Below are 18571 nucleotides of genomic sequence, written 5' to 3' on the forward strand. Positions count from 1 at the left end.
TACGTTCTTGAGGTAGCTTAACTCTGGCTAAGGTCAGCCACGATCTTCTCTTCTGCCTTGGCAAGTCTTCCGAAACCGAAGATGTAATAAACCCCTCCGATCGCCGCTGTCGCCAGCAAGAACAGACGGTAGACGGCGAGGACGACTACGATCAATTGATCAAACGTAGCGTCGCTCAATTGTAATGCTTTCATCATCTGCACAACGGCAACTTCAAATACACCGACACCACCAGGTGTTATGGGTAACGCTGAAATGGCAAACGCAGGTGGAATCGTGATCATGTGCTCGAGAAAACCGGGGGCTTGGTCGTAAAAAGCTCGCGACACACTATAAAACCCAAGCGTCAGAGCGATATGTACGCCGCAGCTTAACGCAATTTGAAAGGCCAAAAGCAATGGTCTTCCATGAAGAACATGAGCGACAGACGCCATCCTGACTGCCATCGAACCGACCAAGGGTAGTCTTCGAAACCAGTGCGCAGGAAAATGTTTTCCCAGACTCGCTAGGACAACCAAGCCAATGATCGACGAGATCGCAGCGACGAAGCAAAAGTAGCGCAGATACTGCATGTCTTGGGAAAAGGATATTGGGCTCGAAGCCAACCGAGCGTACGTTTCAAATGAAACTGACGTAACAAGTATTAGTCCGATCAGTCCCACAATGCGGTCAACTAGAACCGACGCGACGATTTCGGGCATCTTGTCTCGCGCCGCGCGCGTGGCGATCACGGCCTTGAATACATCTCCGCCGATGGCTCCGACTGAAACCATATTGAATAACGTTCCCAGGAACCCCACGCGAATAGCAATTACTAGGGACAGCGGTACACCCAACGAAACCACCATCTGCCACCAACGCAAGTAAGTGATCAAATGCGCCAGCAAGACCCACATCATCGCAACACCGAGTAAATCCCAACGCTTGGGGTGATTCACGAGATGGTCAATCGCTGTCCGATCAATGCGCGAAGCAAGGATGGCTAAAATGACAACTCCGATCAGAACCTTCAAGACCTGAATCCAGAGTTTGCTCTTCGACGTGGCCGGCTGTTCTGGCATCGCTATTTTGACATTTCCATCTTCCAACGTACTCAAGACGAAGTTCGGAACGCTGACTTCTTGTCGCCACATTCCTAGCTGTTCCAAGGTCGAACCGAAATTAATTATCCTCGCAGTTCCCGACTGCGATTTACGGCAGCGGAAACGGCTTCAATTAACGTCGATCGGAACTTATTTGCTTCCAACACACGGATTCCAGCAATAGTTGTGCCTGCGGGTGAGGTGACTTGATCCTTTAGAACCGCGGGATGTAGTTGAGTGTCTTGTACCATTTTCGCAGATCCGAAGACCGTCTGGACTGCGAGGGTCAGCGCAACGGGTCTTGCCAGTCCTGATGCTACCCCAGCATCACTCAGAGCCTCAATCATCATGAGAACATACGCTGGCCCTGATCCTGAGAGTCCAGTCACAGCGTCCATCTGAGCATCGTCGACGACGACGACCTTGCCGACTGTGGCAAAGATCTGTGAAGCTATCTGCATTGATTCGCTGTCGGCCGCTAAATCGGAAGCCAGCGCACTTACCCCAGCAGATACTTGGGCAGGAGTGTTTGGCATGACGCGTACCACGTTCTTCGTTGCAAACCATTCTTGCAAGCTACCCAGTGAAATTCCCGCCGCGATCGATATCAGCAAGTGGTTCGAACCAACGCTCTTCGCAAATTTACTCGCAACGATGGGAAGCACTTGAGGCTTGACCGACAGGATGATCAACTCGCACTGCGTGAACAAGTCGTGCGCATTCTGTAGAGTTATGCAGCCTGGAAATTGAGCCCGCGCAGCAGCAAGTTGGGCATCGACCGGATCGCAGAATACTAACGCTGTGGGGGCCACCAAACCACTGGCAACGACACCTTTGGCTAGTGCGTTAGCCATCTGGCCAGCACCCAGAAATCCGATTTTTGAAAACACCATGAAGTAAACTCAGAACGAAAAGCAAAGCAATAATGGGCCGCAAAGCATTATGCCTGCGGGACTTGTGAAGCGATCGTACACTTTTTGGACCGTTTCGGAAAAGGCTATCTCGCGAAATTCCACGCGATATCGCTATATCGGGACTCCAAAAGCTCGTTTGCTAAAACATCTAGCTTCTGCTGCAGCGGAAATTCGGACCAATTTTTATGGGCACCAAAAGATTGTTTCAAACCTTCTTCTAGCTTAATCAAATCAATGCTTGCGTTGCCAATAAAGTCGCGATGGGCGCGATTCAAACGATACTCGGGCTGTCGTGCAGGCGAACCGAGCAACGTTTCGACCCACTCCAAATCCATCCCGTACAAAATCGTGCCATGATAGAGAACGCTATTACGTTTCAGCCGCAGCGCGTTTCCCGAAAATTTTCGATCTGCAATTGTTAAATCACAAATCCCCTCGCGACGAGCGGCAGCCAATTGTGGCCGCAGCGCTGTCAGCAAACGATCCATTACAAAATCGTGCGCCGCGTCGATCATGGCCAGCTGTGGGTGAACGTTGAATGAGAGGACTGCCGAGTACATGAGGCATCCCGCGCCAGCTAAAATTGTCGCTCCGCCCGAGCATCGACGCAGTATAGGCACGCCGAATTGCTTGCAAGCCGGAACATTGGTCTCTTGGTTGGCCACCGAAGATCTACCAAGAACGACCGCGGTGCACGGCATCTCCCAAAGGCGGAGTACTTCAATGGGTTCGCCTGGTCGGGCTTCCCCATGTTGTTCGACGACTTCCAGCAAAGCTTCGTCGTATGCCAAATTTTTCGGCGGCGATTCGCATGAGAAATTCCAAAAGTACATTTATTCAACTGTGGAAAGGAAAAGCTTCCAGTACCTATCACCCGTCTAAACAGAACTCGCTGCAGTATACTAGCCGCACGCCTGCTGTACAGAAACGGTTTAGACTCGTCGCGTTGATATCGGCACGAAGTTGAAAAGTGTGGCAGACAGACTCGGTTGAATGTTTAAAATTAAGTCTTTGACGAGATTGAGATAAACGCCCAGGAGTTGACTTGATGCACGCTGCATATATTACGGAAACAGGTAGTCCCGAAAAGATCATCTATGGTGAACTACCGGCGCCGGAATGTACGCCGAAACAGGTGCTGGTGCGTGTTAGGAAAGTTGCAGTCAACCCAATCGATACCTATATCCGCAACGGGGCGAACTTTTGGCCCCTCAAGTTTCCATTTATCATTGGTTGTGATTTTGCCGGTGAAATACTTGAAGTCGGTAGCGAAGTCGACCTTACAGTATTTCCGGGATTGGTGCCGGGGCAGCGTGTCTGGGGCAGCAATCAAGGTCTACTGGGGCGACAAGGAACTTTTGCTGAAGAAATCGCCGTCGATCCCGAATGGGTCTATCACACGCCAGATGACGTGTCCGATGCAGCCGCAGTCGCCTGTGCCCTAGTGGGAATAACCGCGCAACTGGGACTATTTGAGCATGCAAAGCTGACCTCTGGCGAAAAGATTTTTGTGCGAGGGGGAAGTGGTGGCGTTGGATCTATGGTGGTTCAAATGGCGAAGGCAAGTGGCGCGGAGGTCATTACGACAGCAGGTTCGCCGGAAAAAGCAAGCCGGTGCAAAGAGCTAGGGGCCGACCATGTCATCGAGTACAACCAGATTGACACGGAGTCGGCGTTGCAAGATATTGCTCCAGAGGGAGTCAACGTTTTTTGGGAGACCCTGCGTGTTCCTGATTTCGACCTCGCGGTAGGCCGAATGGCGGAAAATGGACGCATGGTAGTCATGGCGGGGCGTGATGCGCGGCCTGAGTTTCCAGTCGGTCCATTCTACGTGAAAGGTTGTTCGATATTCGGTTTCGCGATGTTTAAAGCCGCGGCTGGGACACAACGGGCATGTGCTGAGCGAATTAACGAACTTCTCCTTAGTGGGAAGTTAGTGCCGCAGATAGACCGAACAATCCCGCTTGCTCTAGCGGCAGAAGCTCATCGCTTACAGCAAGGCTCAACCGTCGAGCAAAACGGGACGTTAGCGGGTAAAGTTGTGCTAGAGGTATAGGTGTCTTCCAAGCCCCCACAACGGACCTCTGGAATAACCAGCAGTTAGCCCTTCTTCTTTGCTTCTTGCTGCATATCGCCAACTTCTTTTTGACCTTTACCGACCGTCTTCTGAACCTTTCCCTTGGCCTCTTGCGCAGTATCGCCAGTGGCTGCACCGGTCACTTCGTTGATCTTGCCCTTAATTTGTTTTCCGATTCCCGAGGTTTGGTTTTCGTTTGGCATGTTTGATTCTCCACCAACAGTGTTCTCAAAATGTACTACGTTACTGAGAGACACTGTTGTGCAAGCTAGATACCAAACACCTCGCAGTTTACCGAGCAAGTGTTTACAAGCCCGCAAAGGCTTGGTCGAGAAGTTCACGCTGTTCCAGCTTGTGGGCGCTAGCCGAACCGGTCGACGGACTGGCTGATTCGACGCGCGAAATTAAACGTATCGGGAAGCGTTTCCCGATAATGTCGCCAAACCGCATCTTGATGAAATACCAGCCGCCCATGTTTGTGGGTTCATCTTGGAACCATACAAGGTCTGTCGCATCTGCATAGTTTTCCAATGCCTTCATCAGGATAGATGGTGACAATGGATAGAACTGTTCAATGCGCACGATAGCTACATTCTTGCAGCCAATGCGATCGCGTTCCTCTATCAAGTCGTAGTAGACTTTACCAGAGCAAAGGATGATTCGTTTCGTTTCGGCATCTGCCGGTCGACTGTCAGGAATGACGCGTTGGAAGCTACCATGAGCCAAGTCATGTAAGTCGGAGGCACAGAGCGGATGACGAAGCAGACTCTTGGGCGTCAAGACTATCAAAGGCTTGCTCCAGAGCGATTTGCATTGTCTTCGCAGCAAGTGATAGTATTGTGCGGGTGTTGATGGCTGAGTCACCTGAACGTTGTCTTCAGCGGTCAACAAGAGGAATCGCTCGAGCCTCGCACTGCAATGTTCTGGTCCCTGCCCTTCGAATCCGTGCGGCAGTAGCATCGTTAGCTTCGAAAGCCGCTTCCATTTGTCTTCAGCGCTGGTGATGAATTGGTCGACGATGACTTGAGCCGCATTCCAGAAGTCACCAAACTGAGCTTCCCAAGCGGTAAAGCCTTCAGGGCTGTCTAGGCTGTAGCCATAGTCGAAGCCTAGCACGCCTGCCTCCGAGAGTGGCGAGTTGATGATTTCAATGCGAGCTTGATTGGGCGAGAGGTGTCCCAGCGGCATGTGCGTATCATGCGTATTGGGGTCGTGAAGCACCGCATGTCGCTGTGAAAACGTACCGCGTTGGCAATCTTGTCCCGAAAGACGTACCGGGTGACCGTCTTGCAGCATGGTCGCGAAGGCGAGCGATTCTGCGGATGCCCAGTCAAGTTTGCGACTGCCGCGGGCCATTTCCCGTCGCAGTTCAAAGAAACGATTAAGCTTGGGAACCAGTTTAAAGTTCTCGGGAAAAGCACACAATTTGTCGAGCAGTTCGCGAAGTGTTTCTTCGGGGACGCTTGGTACCGTTTGTTCAACTTCCGGTTCAGGGCCACCAAAATAGCCAGACCAGTGTTGTGACAAGCTCTGTTGGTCCGAAACGAACTGTTCGTTTTTGGCGGCTTCAAACTCCTTGTTCAATTTTTCGTCGCGGACCGCGATGATTTCGTCGGCTTCCTCGCGAGTCAGCTCTCCCATTTGCAACAGGCGACCGAGGTAGTTCTCACGTACACTCTTGTGCGCGTCGATGACCTGGTACATTTCCGTTTGCGTGAAGCGTGGCTCGTCGACTTCATTGTGTCCTAACCTACGATAGGCGTAGAGGTCGATGATCACGTCACGCTTGAATTCGTGACGGAAGTCCATCGCCAGCGAGACGACTTGAGCTACGGCTTCGGGGTCTTCGCCGTTGACGTGGAAGATCGGGCTTTGCAGCATTTTGAAGACATCAGTGCAGTAGGTGCTGCTGCGTCCTTCGAAGGGTTCCGTAGTGAAGCCAACTTGGTTGTTGATCACGATGTGCAAAGTTCCACCGGTCTGGTAACCAGCCAGTTGTGAGAGGTTAAGCGTCTCTTGCACAACCCCTTCGCCAGCGAACGCGGCATCCCCATGGATTAGAATCGATAGTACGTCGGTGCGATTGGCGTCGCCCATGCGATCTTGTTTTCCACGGCAGCGTCCTAGCACGACCGGATTGACGTACTCTAGGTGGCTTGGGTTGAAACAGAGCGACACGTGTAATCGGTGCCCCACGCTCGTGATCCAGTCGCTGCTGTAGCCCATGTGGTATTTGACGTCCCCACCACCACGGAACATTTCTGGACGCGGGTCATCAAATGACCAAAAGATACTTTGCGCGCGTTTTCCTAAAATATTGGCAAGCACATTGAGTCGTCCGCGATGGGCCATCCCCATCACGACGCTCTTCACGCCATGATCGCCAGCTTTCTCAAGTGCTCGGTCGAGCAGCGGAATGAGGCTTTCGGAACCTTCGAGGGAAAAGGTTTTCGCGCCGACGAATTTCTTGCGTACAAAGGACTCGAAAAGCTCTGCATCGGCCAATCTTTGGTACAAACGGACCTGCACTTCACGCGACAGTTCGAGGCGATTTTCAGTGCTTTCCATGCGTCGTTGCAACCAATCGCGAATGCCGCGATCGTCGATGTGCGTGAACTGGGCTCCAATGCTGCGACAGTAGGTGTTGCGCAACTTCTGAAGAATATCGCCAACTGTTCGGCCGTTGGTGTATTCCACCGTTGGGGCAGCGAAAGGACGATTCAAATCAGCTTCGGTCAATCCATAAGAAAGCGCATCGATTTGAGTCTGACCAGCGCGGCGTAAGTCCAGCGGGTCGACGCGCGCGAGCAAGTGACCGCGAACTCGGTACTCACGAACCAATTGGTCGACTCGCTCCTGCATGCGCGCCAGCCAGAGCAGTTCGGCTTCCGAGTTCGAAAGTTCGGTCGGAGTACCTGCCCCACTGCCGGCGATTTCGCGTTGTGCGGCGAGGGAGAACTCCTCAAAGTACTTTCGCCAATTTTCAGAGACACTTTGGGGATCTTCGATGTACTGGACATACAAATCATCGATGTAGTCCAGAGAATAAGTATTCATTTATGATCTTCGCGCCTGGGTTCAGCGGCACCGGGATGGAGAGAAAGGAATGGCCACTACATCAAAAAGCATCGTGGAAAAGGGACGATGATCCTGGCCATTCTGACCGGGTATAACTTTGAGTATACGCACTGCAGAATTTTAAGGCATACCAGAATCCGAAAAGTCGGGTCAATTTCGCTGGATAAACTCATAGTTTTTGGATGCTCTCTGACATGGAAATCGGTAGGGAAGTTACGTCAAAGCATTCGTTGCCGCTAGACCGACTCGCCCTGTTCCCCGCAGTTTCGCAGGAAAGCTTGCGTTCGCTTTGTAGCAACTGAATTGTTTCTGCAGAGGTTGCATTGTTTGCTTGCCCAACTAGGCTCGGTATCGATTAGGCAAAATGCGCAACGGCTTTTTGACTTCCTCAATGGCATTGTTAGCGGACACCAGCTTGACGCCGGTCATCAGCCATGGCAACATCTGGAGCCATTGGATACGCCGCTAGGTCATTAAAATATTCAAAACTTCTTCCGTGTACTTCCTTTACTACTTATTACGTTGGTGAAGACCGTCATGACAACAGTATCAGCAACCACTAACGCCCCAACGGTCGATAATGCATATCGACTTCTTTCGGCAGGTTTTATGGCGATTCTTGCAGCCGGAGTCGGCTTTGCCGTCCGTGGTGGGATTTTGGATAATTGGGGAGGGGAATTCGGATTCAGCGGCGGTCAGTTGGGATTGATCGGAAGTGCCGGATTAACCGGTTTCTGTTTCGGAATTATCATCGGCGGTATCGTCGTTGACAAAATCGGCTACGGAATGCTGGTAATGGCGGCATTCTTATTTCACATAATATCTGCCGTGATCGCGTTTTTGGCGATTCCAGGAACCGAGACGCAGATGGCCTTTAACTACCTTTTTATTGGCACGTTCATTTTCGCTTTGGCAAACGGCACTTTGGAAGCAGTAGCAAATCCTTTAGTTGCGACTTTGTTTCCGCAAAACCGCACTCATTACCTCAACATTCTCCATGCTGCTTGGCCACTCGGATTGCTATTTGGTTCCATCGTGGGGTGGGTTTTAGACGACCTTATGAAGGTCTCGTGGCAAGTTCAGTTAGGGTTGTATCTTATTCCCACCCTGCTATATGGCGTTATGTTTTTTGGACAGAGCTATCCAAAGTCGGAGGCGTCTGCAAAGGGGCTTTCGCTCAGGGAAATGTTCACTGATGTTGGCATCCTAGGATCACTTGTAATTGCTGGACTTCTAGTCGTTTTCATCAAGGACAACCTAGGAGGCGAACTGCTTGCTGGACTTACTGGTTCTGACTTCTTCCGCAGCCAGACTTGGGTGATTATCTCTATCGTGTCCGGTGTGTTGATTTGGATGGGCTTTAGTTCGGCATCGGGTTTTGCTCTCGGCTCTGTGCTCTTGTTCGTGCTATTCGTGACGCAAGCACTCGTAGGCGCCGTTGAGTTAGGAACCGATGGATGGATTCAGAATATAACCGGCAATATTCTAAGTAGCCAGGAAGGTAAAATGTTGTTTGCCTTCACGTCGCTGACGATGTTCTTGCTCCGCTTCTGTGCGGATTTTATTGAAAAGAAGATCGGTTTGTCTCCCATTGCATTGCTCCTGGTTTGCGCTGTTGTGGCTTGCATAGGCCTCAATTTCGTAAGCGGAATAACGGCGTTCGGTGGAGCACTACTAGCATTGTTCTTGTACGGCATCGGTAAAACGTTTTTCTGGCCAACTATGTTGGCTGTTGCATCGGACCGATTCCCTCGAACAGGGGCAATCGCAATCTCAATCATGGGCGGTATCGGTATGTTGAGTGGGGGACTGATCGGATCTGTTGGTCTTGGCTATGCCAAAGACCGTTTCGCAGGAGCCACACTTCAGGAAACAGCCCCGAACTTGTATGAAGAATACAAGGCGGAGAAGCAAGCTAAATTCTTGTTCTTTGAGCCAGCGACAGGACTTGATGGGGCCAAGTTGGGCTTGATCAACACCAAGAAAGCTCTTGCTGGACGCGAGCTTTCGGAAGAGGACATGAAGGTTGTTGCGAAGAACAATATCGAATTGAACGCGAATGGTCAGGTGGAATTAAGTGAAAACGAGCAGACGGTTTTGGCGGCTAGTATCGAAGGCGACCGCCAAACGCTCCGAGCCGACTCATTCATCCCTGCAACGATGGCGGTAATTTATCTAGGTCTGCTAGTCTATTTTATGTCCATTGGCGGCTACAAGCCTCTGTCACTTTCTGACAATCAAAAGAAGGAAAATGAAATCGCCGCTGGCGAATACTCGGAAGCGTAATCGCTTTTGCGCGATCTCTTGTAATAAACTCAAAAGCCGCAGTTGGCAACGCTGCGGCTTTTTTCTTTGGGAAAGACGCACTGTGAAAGCTGTGTGCTGCTATATAAGAAAGGATACGGAACAAGGATGAGCGTCGATGAATCACTGCAGATCCAGGCATGGATGGCTTGGCGACAAACGTTGCAAAGCGACCGATATCTACAGCCCAAGCGACTGCTGCAGTTCGGCTACAAAGTCTTCTCCCAGAACGACGAAGATGGCATCCTCGCCGAGATCATTCGCAGGCTGAACGGGAACTTACCTCGGACATTCATCGAGTTCGGTGTGCAGGATGGGCTTGAGTGCAACACGCTGCGGCTGTTACTGGATGGCTGGACCGGGCTTTGGTTGGATGGCAACGAAACGTATATCAAACAAATCCAACAGCACGCGGCCGACTGGATTTCAGGAAAGAAGTTGCAGGTTTCGCACGCTCTTATAACTGCGGCCAATGTAAATCAGGTTTTCGAAGCGAAGAATCAAACCGGTGAGTTGGGTTTGCTGTCGATCGATATCGATGGAAATGACATCTGGGTTTGGGAAGCTGTCACAGTCGTCCGACCGGCGATCGTGGTGATCGAGTACAACGCGACCTGGGCACCTCCGCTATCGATCGCGCAGCCTAGTGACCCGTCGCTGACCTGGCAAGGAACGAGCTACTTCGGCGCGAGCCTCTCGGCCATCGCAAAGATCGCGGACAAAAAAGGATATTCACTTGTCGGCTGCAGTTTTTCGGGTGTAAATGCGTTCTTTGTACGAAACGATTTGATTGATGGTCAGTTCCATGAACCATTCACGGCCGAAGAACACTACGAACCGGCCCGGTACTGGATGCGGCATTTAATCGCCGGTCATCGACCTGGATTGGGCCCCTTAGTCACAGTTTAACTTGCCACATATTTAAGTCGCCAGATAACGCCGTTTCTTTGAGACGCTGAATCGGGGCTCTGCTATTCGGAGGGCGGCGAAAGAGTTAATCTGGATGCATCTGTAAACTTTGACTCTGGCGCTCAGATGAATTAGAATCAGCGCGTCTTGGAGCTCCAGACGAGCAACTCGTTGCCTTACATAATATTCTCAAAGGCTTTTGAAATCTATGAAACTGTCGCCTGCCATTCTCCTGTGTACCTTTCTGCAGTGCGTGGTCGCCCAAGCGATTCAAGCGACGGAAGTTGAACTCGACCGCTTTGAGAATACAACGATTTGCGGCAACCTCGTTCAGCCAATGGAGCTTGATATTGCCCCGGATGGTCGCATCTTCTTGATCGAGATTGCAGGAGTTGTGAAGCTAATCGATCCTGCCACTGGCAAGATGGAGGTGGTAGGAAAGATCGAAGTTACTAACGAACAAGAGAATGGTTTGATCGGATTGGCTCTCGACCCTAATTTCGCTGAAAATGGCTGGATCTATTTGCAGTACTCGCCGCCAGATTTTGTCGGTCAGCACATTAGTCGGTTTAAGTTTGAGAACGATCAGTTGGACTTGAGCAGCGAAAAGCTGCTCCTTAAGTTTGAAGAGCAACGACGTGAATGTTGTCATCACGCCGGTTCGCTTGAGTTCGGACCAAATGGCGACTTGTACATTGGCACAGGCGACAATACAAACCCCTTTAACGATTCCAACGGTTACGCACCACTTGATGGACGCGAGAATCGCCAAGCGTGGGATTCGCAGCGAACCGCGGGGAATACAAAGAGTTACAATGGGAAGATTCTACGGATTCATCCCGAGGCGGATGGAACGTATAGCATTCCCGATGGCAACCTTTTCCCCAAAGATGGTTCTGTCGGACACGCTGAAATTTATGTTATGGGATGTCGAAATCCTTGGCGCATCAACATCGATCAAAAGACAGGCATCTTGTATTGGGGAGACATTGGCCCAGATGCGGGGCAAGATTCGGCGCGTGGGCCTCGAGGTTATGATGAAGTTAATCAAGCCAAGCAGGCAGGTTTTTTCGGTTGGCCATACTTTATTGGCAACAATTTTGCGTATGCCATGACCGATTTCAAGTCTGGCGAAAATCTGCCCGCGCAAGATCCCGCCAGCCCAGTCAATGAGTCACCTAACAACACTGGCGCTCGCGAGTTGCCTCCGGCTCAACCAGCGTTAATCTACTATCCTTCAGCGCCGACTGAACTTTTTCCAGCGCTCGGCTCTGGTGGCAGGTCGGCATGTGCTGGTCCTGTCTACTATTTTGATGAAGGCTTGGATTCGCAAACCAAATTCCCGGAGGCATTTAACCGTACCCTGTTTGCCTTCGAGTGGACTCGGCACGCGATCTATACAGTACAATTGGACGAAAATTCAAATGTCGTGAGCGTTGAACGATTTCTGCCTGACATGAAATTTGTTCGGCCAATTGACATGCAATTTGATGCCAGTGGAGCTCTCTATGTCATCGAGTACGGTGAAACCTGGGGCGTTAATCCTGATGCGAAGCTTACGCGAATCGACTACGTTCGCGGTAACAGAAAGCCAATTGCAGTCGCCAAGGCCTCGGAAAGCATCGGCCGCGAACCCTTAGCCGTGCAGTTTTCAGGAGAAGGCTCCTATGACAAAGATGCTGATTCTTTGGCATATGAATGGACCTCAATTAAGAGTGTCGGTGCTCAAGCGGAACGTCAGGTTATTGGCAAAACAGCAGAAGTGTCGACAAGTTTTGATGCGCCGGGAGTGTACACTGTCGAGCTAGCGGTTGTGGACCCAAGCGGTGCTCGAGCGATTACTTCCCTGCCCATCATTGTCGGAAATTCACGACCTGAAGTGAGCTTTTTGACGCCGCGCGAAGGAGACTTTTTCACGCCCGGTGAACCCGTCGCCTACAGCATCAAAGTACGCGATCTTGAAGATGGCACGAGCGACTTCGACGAAGCCGATGAGGGCGATTTAGAAGCGATCGAATCCAATGCGCCAAGTCGATTATTTGTGGAAGCAGTGCCGGTTGTAGTTGAGGAAGGTGCCGCCGCAGTACACCCAGGCCTCGAGTTGATTCGAAAAAGTGACTGCCTGAATTGTCACGCTGCGAGTCGAAAACTGGTTGGGCCGACGTTCGTCGAAATTGCAGCTAAGTACCGCGATGAACCGCACCAGTTTGACCTTTCGGTGAAACGAGTTCTCGAAGGTTCGACTGGGGTTTGGGGAAAGGTTGCCATGCTGCCGCATTCGCAGCATACGCCGCAGCAAATTCAACAAATGGTTGAGTATGTTTTCTCGGTTACGGCAGATGCTGCGAATCCAAGTTCGGTTGGCTTTCAAAATGAGCTGCCTACCAACAGCAAGATTGCAACGATTGCGCTGGAGGCGACTTACACGGACCTCGGCCGCGGGGAAGTGCCTGCGTTAATCGGTTCGGGCAAAGTGCAATTGCGGAGTCGACGCATTCAAGCGGAAGCGGCGGACGAAATTGGCGGTGCGGCGAAGATGAACTCATTTCGCGCTGAAGGCCGACAAGTTGTAGGGCGGATAAACCACCAAGGGTTCTTGCGATTTAACAGCATTGCTATGGATCAAGTTTCGCAGGTTAAGGTGAAGGCGGCGAGCACTGGCCCAAGCGGTGTGATTGAGGTGAGGGTCGGCGGCGTTGACGGTGCACTATTGGGCAGCGCGAACGTCGATGCTAACAGCCAGCGAGAACGATACTCCGAAAAGACGATCGAGCTTGATAAGTCGAGCGTTACGGATTCGGTAGCCGACATTTACTTGGTGAGCAAGAACGAAGAGGCTGAAGGTCCGCTGATGAGCATTGACGTGGTTGAATTCCTTAAGTAGCGGACGATTCAAGTCTTGTGCAGAGCAACGAGGTTAGAGTCTAGCTTGATCAGCTTAAGCTGCGGCTCAAAGCGGAGTTTCTGCGACTGGCAAGTAGTTTTCGGAGTGGGGAAAAGCGTCCTGTTCGGCGATGGGGTGAGTGGCTATAATCGCCGGCACGACGCCAAATTCGAGCGGCGCCTGCAAGCGGGTGGCCAGCGGCGAATACTACAACCTGGCCGGGTGGCGAAATGGCAGACGCACAGGACTTAAAATCCTGGGGAGGTTAAACTCCGTGCGGGTTCGAGTCCCGCTCCGGCTACTTCAAAAATAGGGTTTTTCGAAAAGGTCCTCTCGTTCCGCTGGGTATTCCCAATTCTTGGACTTGTTGGCCACCGCCTAATTCGCCTTTGTAAGTCCCGCATGATTACACGTGTGGACCAAATATCTGGCTCGAGAACGGCATACTCGGTACACCGAGACCACTAGCACTTGCTGTGCTATTAACGTGGGTTGAATCGGTCTCCGTCTTGGAACTACTGCAGCTTGACGCCACCAGCATCCATGTCGCCAATTATTGACCGAACTGCTGCCGATCAAAGTCCTCCAAGCGAAACTGCAGCATTAGCATAGTCGGGTAAAATGTAACATGTTGCGTACGGTACAGTGTAAATGCAACGATCGGCCTGCAACGGAACTTTCTCATCTCGAAGCCGCTCGTTCGTAGCATGCAGATGTCGCTAGGTCGTGGTCTAACGTGTCGATAAACAGCTATGGCTCCAAGCATTCCAAACCCTTATGAATTCAGGCCTTCGGATGATGATTTGGTATCGGCAAGTAAAACAAAGATCGACAATAGAATTAGGACGTCGACAGTTCGCGTTGTTGGTGTCCTGTCGAGTCTGTACGCGTCGGTCTTGCTTCTCTTTCTTGTTGCTGCAAGATGGATATCTGACGCACATTGGCCAAGCGGCATAAAATTCTACGGGTCGTTGCTCCTGTGTAGTTTTTTGTTTATTGTGTCAAATGTTGCTGCTCGATATCGAGAGCCGAAATCACCGTCTATGGATATTGTTTCGCTGAATTTCGCTCAAGCAATTGTCGTCATCGCATTTTGTGGTTGTATTTGGATCTACGTAATTTGGCTGGTGGATGGCTAAGCCGTAAATCGAAGACGTATGAACTCGTTTACCTCGACACTACCTTCAAGTGATTAAAATGTTACCAATCGCATCGCGCCGCGAAATGAAATTTGAAAATGGTACCGCAATAGGAACCAGTCAACGTTGGGATGGCGGGCAGTATTGCTCGATCATTACTAACCGAGGAATCGTCGGATGCGGCATTTACGACCTGCAAACTGCGGCTGATTTTGGGCAGGCGATCGCTATCGCCCGAGGCACTCCAGTTAAGCCGCTTGTTGAGCCAGAAGATCTGCTTGATGCAAAGATCGTTGGCGTAACGCCTGAAGCGAGTAAACTGGGCATTGAAGTTGGTTGCACTGGTCGCGATGCCGTTGAAAAGATGCTTCAATAAGCTGCGAGTGGTTGACTTGGTGGCGTCTGAAGATCTTAGTCGATAAATTGATTGGTAAAGACCGCTTCCGCTTTGAGCTTGCCTTTGTCGATAAAATCAACCTTTTCAAGCTGTTCTATCAGCGTGTTCCATCTTGAGCTGGACATCGAACCAAACTGCTGCTCGTTTTCTGGCTGGCTGAGCGGCTTAATCGCTGTGGCGCCAAACTGCAACGCTTCCATTGTCATGCCTTGTGTGTTGGCTTTAAGGATGACTTCGTTGGTTTTATCTGGCGACTCCAAATAAGCTTGCCAACCTTTGGCAGAAGCTTGGACGACCTTGCGCACTACTTCCGGTTGCTGGTCGATCACTTTGGAACTCGTCACCAACAATGAGCAGTATGGATCGTAGCCGATTTCTGAAACCATCAGACTCTTGACCTTCATACCTTCCTGCTGAGCTAGGAACGGTTCACTGAAGCTGTAGCCTTGGCAGCCAAAACGCTCGTTGGCAACCAACGGCGCGATGGAGCCAAAGTATGGGGCAATCGTTACATCTTGTAAGTAACCGAGGCTCTTGAGATAAGGAACAAACGCTCGTGAAGAATCCAGCAGCAGCGTTACATCTTTTAGATCCTCGAAAGTCTTGATACCCGTTTCTTCGCGAACCATGATGCAACGTGGTGTGTGCTGCATGGGCGTCATAACAGCAACAATCGGCGCATCTTGCTGAGCCGCAACTAGTACGTCGTCGGCATTTGCAACACCAAATTCAACGCGTCCTAAAGTCAGCTCCTGTGCAATTACTGTTGTCTTGCCGCCGGGAACGATGGTGACATCCAGACCTTCCGCTTCGAACAGGCCAAGCTCCTTAGCAGCGTAGAAGCCACCATGTTCCGCTTCAGGATACCAGTTCAATAATAAACGGACCGGGCGGAGCTTGCTGGTCGCTTCAGCGTCCGGTTGCTTAGACTGTTTTGAGGTGTCTTTGGAAGTGCTGCACCCAACCTGCAGTACTAAGAACACACAGATGCACAAAGACCACAACAGATCAATCGATGACACTGTCCAGATTTGCGATTTCGGCGTCGAGCATAGATTGAGGTGGGCTGAGCGGTTGGCCGTCTTCATCTTTAGCAACCTCGTATAAACGTAAAATTCTCAGAGTGTGTAATAGCTGTTCTAGCGGGAAAAGTGGCCCAGTCCCATAACGCTCGTCTAAAAATGCAAACCACAACTCAAGTTCCGCAACGACTCGGCCTTCAACAGTGATTTCGCCAGCGATCACGGCGCCCGCATCTTGAACGTCTTGGATGGTTGCCTTAAGCCGCATACGATCGCCCGGGGTCACTAAGTCGTGGAAAATCGCTTTGCCAACTTTAGCCAGGACGACGCGCCTTGCATAACCGAAAGGTTCGGCGATCAATAAACCGCCCGTTTGAGCCATCCCTTCAATCATTAATGAATGGGGATAATGAGGACGCCCAGGCTGGTAGTCATCCAGGGGCTCTTCGGCCAACGTAACACTCTTGACGCTGATAGCGTACTTGTTGCGAACAAATTCTTCGAACCGATCAATCCAAAACCATCGCATGAAAAACCTCAAAGCTGCCAACGCGATCGCAGGTCATGGACCGGATCACTGAGATTCAGTTTCTTATTGAGTTGCGATTATCATTAGACCATTCAAACTAGCAAGTCGCGAACATCATCTGCGGTTGGATTTAGTTGAGATGGGTTTGCTTTGGGAACTGTCCCGCAGTTGCTTCCGCATTTGGGGCAAGCGGACATCACAACAAGAATGCGTTATCGAGGGATTTTTACGCACGAAGCGCTGTCCCTTGCTGACGCATTCGGGTTACGATTTCGGGTCTTCTTTCAGGGCAATTCTTTAGCGTTTCCCTGCAATGCGTAAACCCGTGAAATCGCGGCTTGAATTTTCCACGTTTTGTGGATTTGTCGCAACGAGTGAACGGCCCCAGCAACAATGCCACTGCAGCTACAGGAAAGAGACGTGTAGCTGCGAATGCGAGACCTTTCGAACGATGATCATTCGAAACAACTAGGTTTTGCTCTCGACGTATCGCACCAAGTCACCGACGGTTAGCAAATCGCCGAAGTCTTGCACTCGTGGATTCGCTTCAAATTTGCTCAGGTCGGCCCAAGGTAGCTTGCTTTTGAGTTCGGCGACTCCGCTGGCTGTAACTTTGCCTTCGGAAACATATTCTGGGTTGGTCAAGATATCGCCAGGGAACAGGTCTTCCCGTGGAATCTTGATGTCAAAAGCTTTTTCAAGCTTGAAGACAATGTCCAAAAAGTCGATCGATTCGGCTCCCAAATCGCCAACCAGAGTCGCTTCCGGGGTTACTTCGTCGTCGTCAACGCCCAAAGCGTCAACCAAAGCGGCTTGAACCTTGCCATAGACTTCGTCAGATGTTGGTGCCATTTGCTAGAAAACTTTCTACCAATCTTCTTTTTGTTGAGTAACTAAGCTTGATCACTTAAGGAGGCGCTCAAGCAGCTAATGTGCTGTTTCGCAAGCCAAAGTAAATACCCGTTTTGCGACGATTTGTGTAGGCCAGAATAAAGATAAACAATCTTTTCCGCCCTTTTTCTCTCTCGGAAGTGGTTAGAATAACCAAACCGTCGGATCTCAACTGCACCTTGCAAACACAGCTTAAAGATTCGTAGGATCCGAATTGCCAACCATCGCCGGGTAGTGTTAAGTGTACCAATCGTATCAGCTTGTGCATCCGCTAATACCAGCCAGCAACGTGCGGCAAATTCGCCCTCGGTTGTACGCCGCGACCTTCAGCGGCGGAGTTGCCTCCAGACTTATTCGAAAGGAAATCAAGTGTTTAATCGTCGAAATGTATTGAAAACAGCAGCCTTGAGCGGGGCTGCACTGCTCGCAACTCGGAATCGACTTGCGCTAGCATTGCCCGCGGATGATCCCTATCTATCCGAAATGGGCCTTCAGCTCTGGACCGTTCGCAATGAAATGGCGGCTGCTCCGTCAGCGACCCTGGCAAAGGTAAAGACCGCAGGCTATTCCCAGGTCGAACTAATGGACGTCATGGATGCCGATACGCTCGTGCCGTTGGCCAAGGAGCATGGTCTCAAAGTCACTTCCGCTTTTATTCCCTGGAACTTGATCGGCGAAGAAAATCCCAAGAACGTTCCGACCCTCGCGATGATGATCGATAAAGCCACCAAAAACGGGCTTTCGCATCTCGTTTTTGGCTACGTCGGCAAGGGAGCTCGCGAAACTGCCGACCAGTTTAAGGGCATTGCTGAAAGAGCGAACGCAGCAGCAGAGAAGTGCGCGGCGGTCAATATTCAGCTTTGCTACCACAATCACTCGTTCGAATTTCAGCCTCTGGAAGGCGGTAAGACCGGGTTCGATATCTTCATCGACAACTTCAGCGACCAGATGAAATTCGAGCTCGATGTGTTCTGGGCAGCGATTGGCGGTTGGGAGCCAGTAGCGACAATGCAGCGGCTGGATGGACGTATTAGCCAGTTGCACCTCAAAGACTTAAAGTCTGGTACTGGAACGGTTTACGATGAAGGTGCTGTCGCTGTTGACGCATTCCAGGAACTGGGTAACGGCCTTCTAGATTTTGCGGCCATCATCCAGACTGCGCGAAAAATTGGTGTTCAGCAGTGCCATGTGGAGCAGGATCAATCGCCTGCGCCATTGGAAAGCATCGCCGAGAGTTATGCGTACCTTAAAAAATTGGAAGCCTAAACCTCCATAAAGAAGCAACTTGTGATCGCGTGCGAGCGATTCCGCTCGCCGCGATTTTTTTTCTCTCTTCTCAATGGCC

14 protein-coding genes and 1 tRNA gene are annotated in these 18571 nt (G+C 50.9%); 7 read left to right on the forward strand and 8 right to left on the reverse strand.

Going from position 1 to position 18571, the window contains the following annotated elements:
• Window positions 1-17 precede the first annotated feature (17 nt).
• From SH451x_RS02855 to SH451x_RS02865, 3 genes are all read right to left on the reverse strand, one after another.
• Entirely contained in the window at window positions 18-1133 is a 1116-nt protein-coding gene (locus SH451x_RS02855; protein ID WP_479360846.1) for a lysylphosphatidylglycerol synthase transmembrane domain-containing protein, read from the reverse strand.
• 32 nt (window positions 1134-1165) lie between these two features.
• On the reverse strand, window positions 1166-1975 hold the full coding sequence (gene proC, locus SH451x_RS02860) for a pyrroline-5-carboxylate reductase (protein WP_479360847.1): 810 nt from the start codon (window positions 1973-1975) through the stop codon (window positions 1166-1168).
• 104 nt (window positions 1976-2079) lie between these two features.
• Complete coding sequence (locus SH451x_RS02865; RefSeq protein WP_479360848.1) at window positions 2080-2829, reverse strand: lipoate--protein ligase family protein; 750 nt, start codon at window positions 2827-2829, stop codon at window positions 2080-2082.
• Window positions 2830-3044: 215 nt separating this feature from the next.
• On the opposite strand from SH451x_RS02865, the gene SH451x_RS02870 reads away from it, so the two are divergent.
• Complete coding sequence (locus SH451x_RS02870) at window positions 3045-4052, forward strand: NADPH:quinone reductase (protein WP_479360850.1); 1008 nt, start codon at window positions 3045-3047, stop codon at window positions 4050-4052.
• A gap of 44 nt (window positions 4053-4096) precedes the next feature.
• Here the strand turns inward: SH451x_RS02870 and SH451x_RS02875 are convergent, their stop codons facing one another.
• Together SH451x_RS02875 and SH451x_RS02880 are read right to left on the reverse strand one after the other, a co-directional pair.
• A complete protein-coding gene (locus SH451x_RS02875; protein ID WP_479360851.1) occupies window positions 4097-4276 on the reverse strand; it encodes a CsbD family protein in 180 nt (59 codons plus the stop codon).
• Window positions 4277-4379: 103 nt separating this feature from the next.
• Window positions 4380-7130, reverse strand: a complete 2751-nt coding sequence (locus tag SH451x_RS02880; protein WP_479360852.1) for a 2-oxoglutarate dehydrogenase E1 component — start codon at window positions 7128-7130, stop codon at window positions 4380-4382.
• Between the two features lie 558 nt (window positions 7131-7688).
• Here SH451x_RS02880 and SH451x_RS02885 point away from each other — a divergent pair.
• The 5 genes from SH451x_RS02885 to SH451x_RS02905 all read left to right on the forward strand — a co-directional run bounded on the left by SH451x_RS02885 (window position 7689) and on the right by SH451x_RS02905 (window position 14763).
• Window positions 7689-9437, forward strand: coding sequence for an MFS transporter (locus tag SH451x_RS02885; RefSeq protein WP_479360854.1), 1749 nt, complete (start codon window positions 7689-7691; stop codon window positions 9435-9437).
• Between the two features lie 126 nt (window positions 9438-9563).
• Window positions 9564-10364, forward strand: coding sequence for a hypothetical protein (locus tag SH451x_RS02890; RefSeq protein ID WP_479360855.1), 801 nt, complete (start codon window positions 9564-9566; stop codon window positions 10362-10364).
• A 208-nt stretch (window positions 10365-10572) separates the two neighbouring features.
• Window positions 10573-13248 carry a PQQ-dependent sugar dehydrogenase gene (locus tag SH451x_RS02895; RefSeq protein WP_479360857.1) on the forward strand — a complete coding sequence of 892 codons (2676 nt, stop codon included), beginning with the start codon at window positions 10573-10575 and terminating at the stop codon, window positions 13246-13248.
• A gap of 216 nt (window positions 13249-13464) precedes the next feature.
• Window positions 13465-13549: transfer RNA gene (locus SH451x_RS02900), tRNA-Leu, on the forward strand.
• A gap of 896 nt (window positions 13550-14445) precedes the next feature.
• Window positions 14446-14763 carry a DUF1805 domain-containing protein gene (locus SH451x_RS02905; RefSeq protein WP_479360858.1) on the forward strand — a complete coding sequence of 106 codons (318 nt, stop codon included), beginning with the start codon at window positions 14446-14448 and terminating at the stop codon, window positions 14761-14763.
• A 35-nt stretch (window positions 14764-14798) separates the two neighbouring features.
• Here SH451x_RS02905 and SH451x_RS02910 read toward each other — a convergent pair whose 3' ends face one another.
• From SH451x_RS02910 to SH451x_RS02920, 3 genes are all read right to left on the reverse strand, one after another.
• On the reverse strand, window positions 14799-15806 hold the full coding sequence (locus SH451x_RS02910; RefSeq protein ID WP_479360859.1) for an ABC transporter substrate-binding protein: 1008 nt from the start codon (window positions 15804-15806) through the stop codon (window positions 14799-14801).
• Complete coding sequence (locus tag SH451x_RS02915; RefSeq protein ID WP_479360861.1) at window positions 15793-16335, reverse strand: 3-hydroxyacyl-ACP dehydratase FabZ family protein; 543 nt, start codon at window positions 16333-16335, stop codon at window positions 15793-15795. Before SH451x_RS02915 ends, SH451x_RS02910 begins: the two co-directional genes overlap by 14 nt.
• A gap of 468 nt (window positions 16336-16803) precedes the next feature.
• Entirely contained in the window at window positions 16804-17187 is a 384-nt protein-coding gene (locus SH451x_RS02920) for an acyl carrier protein (protein ID WP_479360862.1), read from the reverse strand.
• A 408-nt stretch (window positions 17188-17595) separates the two neighbouring features.
• Between SH451x_RS02920 and SH451x_RS02925 the strand changes: the two genes are divergently transcribed.
• The gene (locus SH451x_RS02925) at window positions 17596-18492 is read left to right on the forward strand and encodes a sugar phosphate isomerase/epimerase family protein (RefSeq protein WP_479360863.1); all 897 of its coding nucleotides are present in this window, start codon (window positions 17596-17598) and stop codon (window positions 18490-18492) included.
• Window positions 18493-18571: the final 79 nt, after the last annotated feature.

The organism is Njordella aestuarii (genome assembly GCF_056494165.1).

What these genes read in the sequence shown, in the direction of transcription:
- SH451x_RS02870 (WP_479360850.1), top strand. Translation starts at nt 3,045, where the DNA reads ATGCACGCTGCATATATTACGGAAACAGGTAGTCCCGAAAAGATCATC.
- SH451x_RS02880 (WP_479360852.1), bottom strand. Translation starts at nt 7,130, where the DNA reads ATGAATACTTATTCTCTGGACTACATCGATGATTTGTATGTCCAGTAC.
- SH451x_RS02885 (WP_479360854.1), top strand. Translation starts at nt 7,689, where the DNA reads ATGACAACAGTATCAGCAACCACTAACGCCCCAACGGTCGATAATGCA.
- SH451x_RS02865 (WP_479360848.1), bottom strand. Translation starts at nt 2,829, where the DNA reads ATGTACTTTTGGAATTTCTCATGCGAATCGCCGCCGAAAAATTTGGCA.
- SH451x_RS02855 (WP_479360846.1), bottom strand. Translation starts at nt 1,133, where the DNA reads ATGTGGCGACAAGAAGTCAGCGTTCCGAACTTCGTCTTGAGTACGTTG.
- SH451x_RS02920 (WP_479360862.1), bottom strand. Translation starts at nt 17,187, where the DNA reads ATGGCACCAACATCTGACGAAGTCTATGGCAAGGTTCAAGCCGCTTTG.
- SH451x_RS02890 (WP_479360855.1), top strand. Translation starts at nt 9,564, where the DNA reads ATGAGCGTCGATGAATCACTGCAGATCCAGGCATGGATGGCTTGGCGA.
- SH451x_RS02875 (WP_479360851.1), bottom strand. Translation starts at nt 4,276, where the DNA reads ATGCCAAACGAAAACCAAACCTCGGGAATCGGAAAACAAATTAAGGGC.
- SH451x_RS02905 (WP_479360858.1), top strand. Translation starts at nt 14,446, where the DNA reads ATGTTACCAATCGCATCGCGCCGCGAAATGAAATTTGAAAATGGTACC.
- proC (WP_479360847.1), bottom strand. Translation starts at nt 1,975, where the DNA reads ATGGTGTTTTCAAAAATCGGATTTCTGGGTGCTGGCCAGATGGCTAAC.
- SH451x_RS02915 (WP_479360861.1), bottom strand. Translation starts at nt 16,335, where the DNA reads ATGCGATGGTTTTGGATTGATCGGTTCGAAGAATTTGTTCGCAACAAG.
- SH451x_RS02895 (WP_479360857.1), top strand. Translation starts at nt 10,573, where the DNA reads ATGAAACTGTCGCCTGCCATTCTCCTGTGTACCTTTCTGCAGTGCGTG.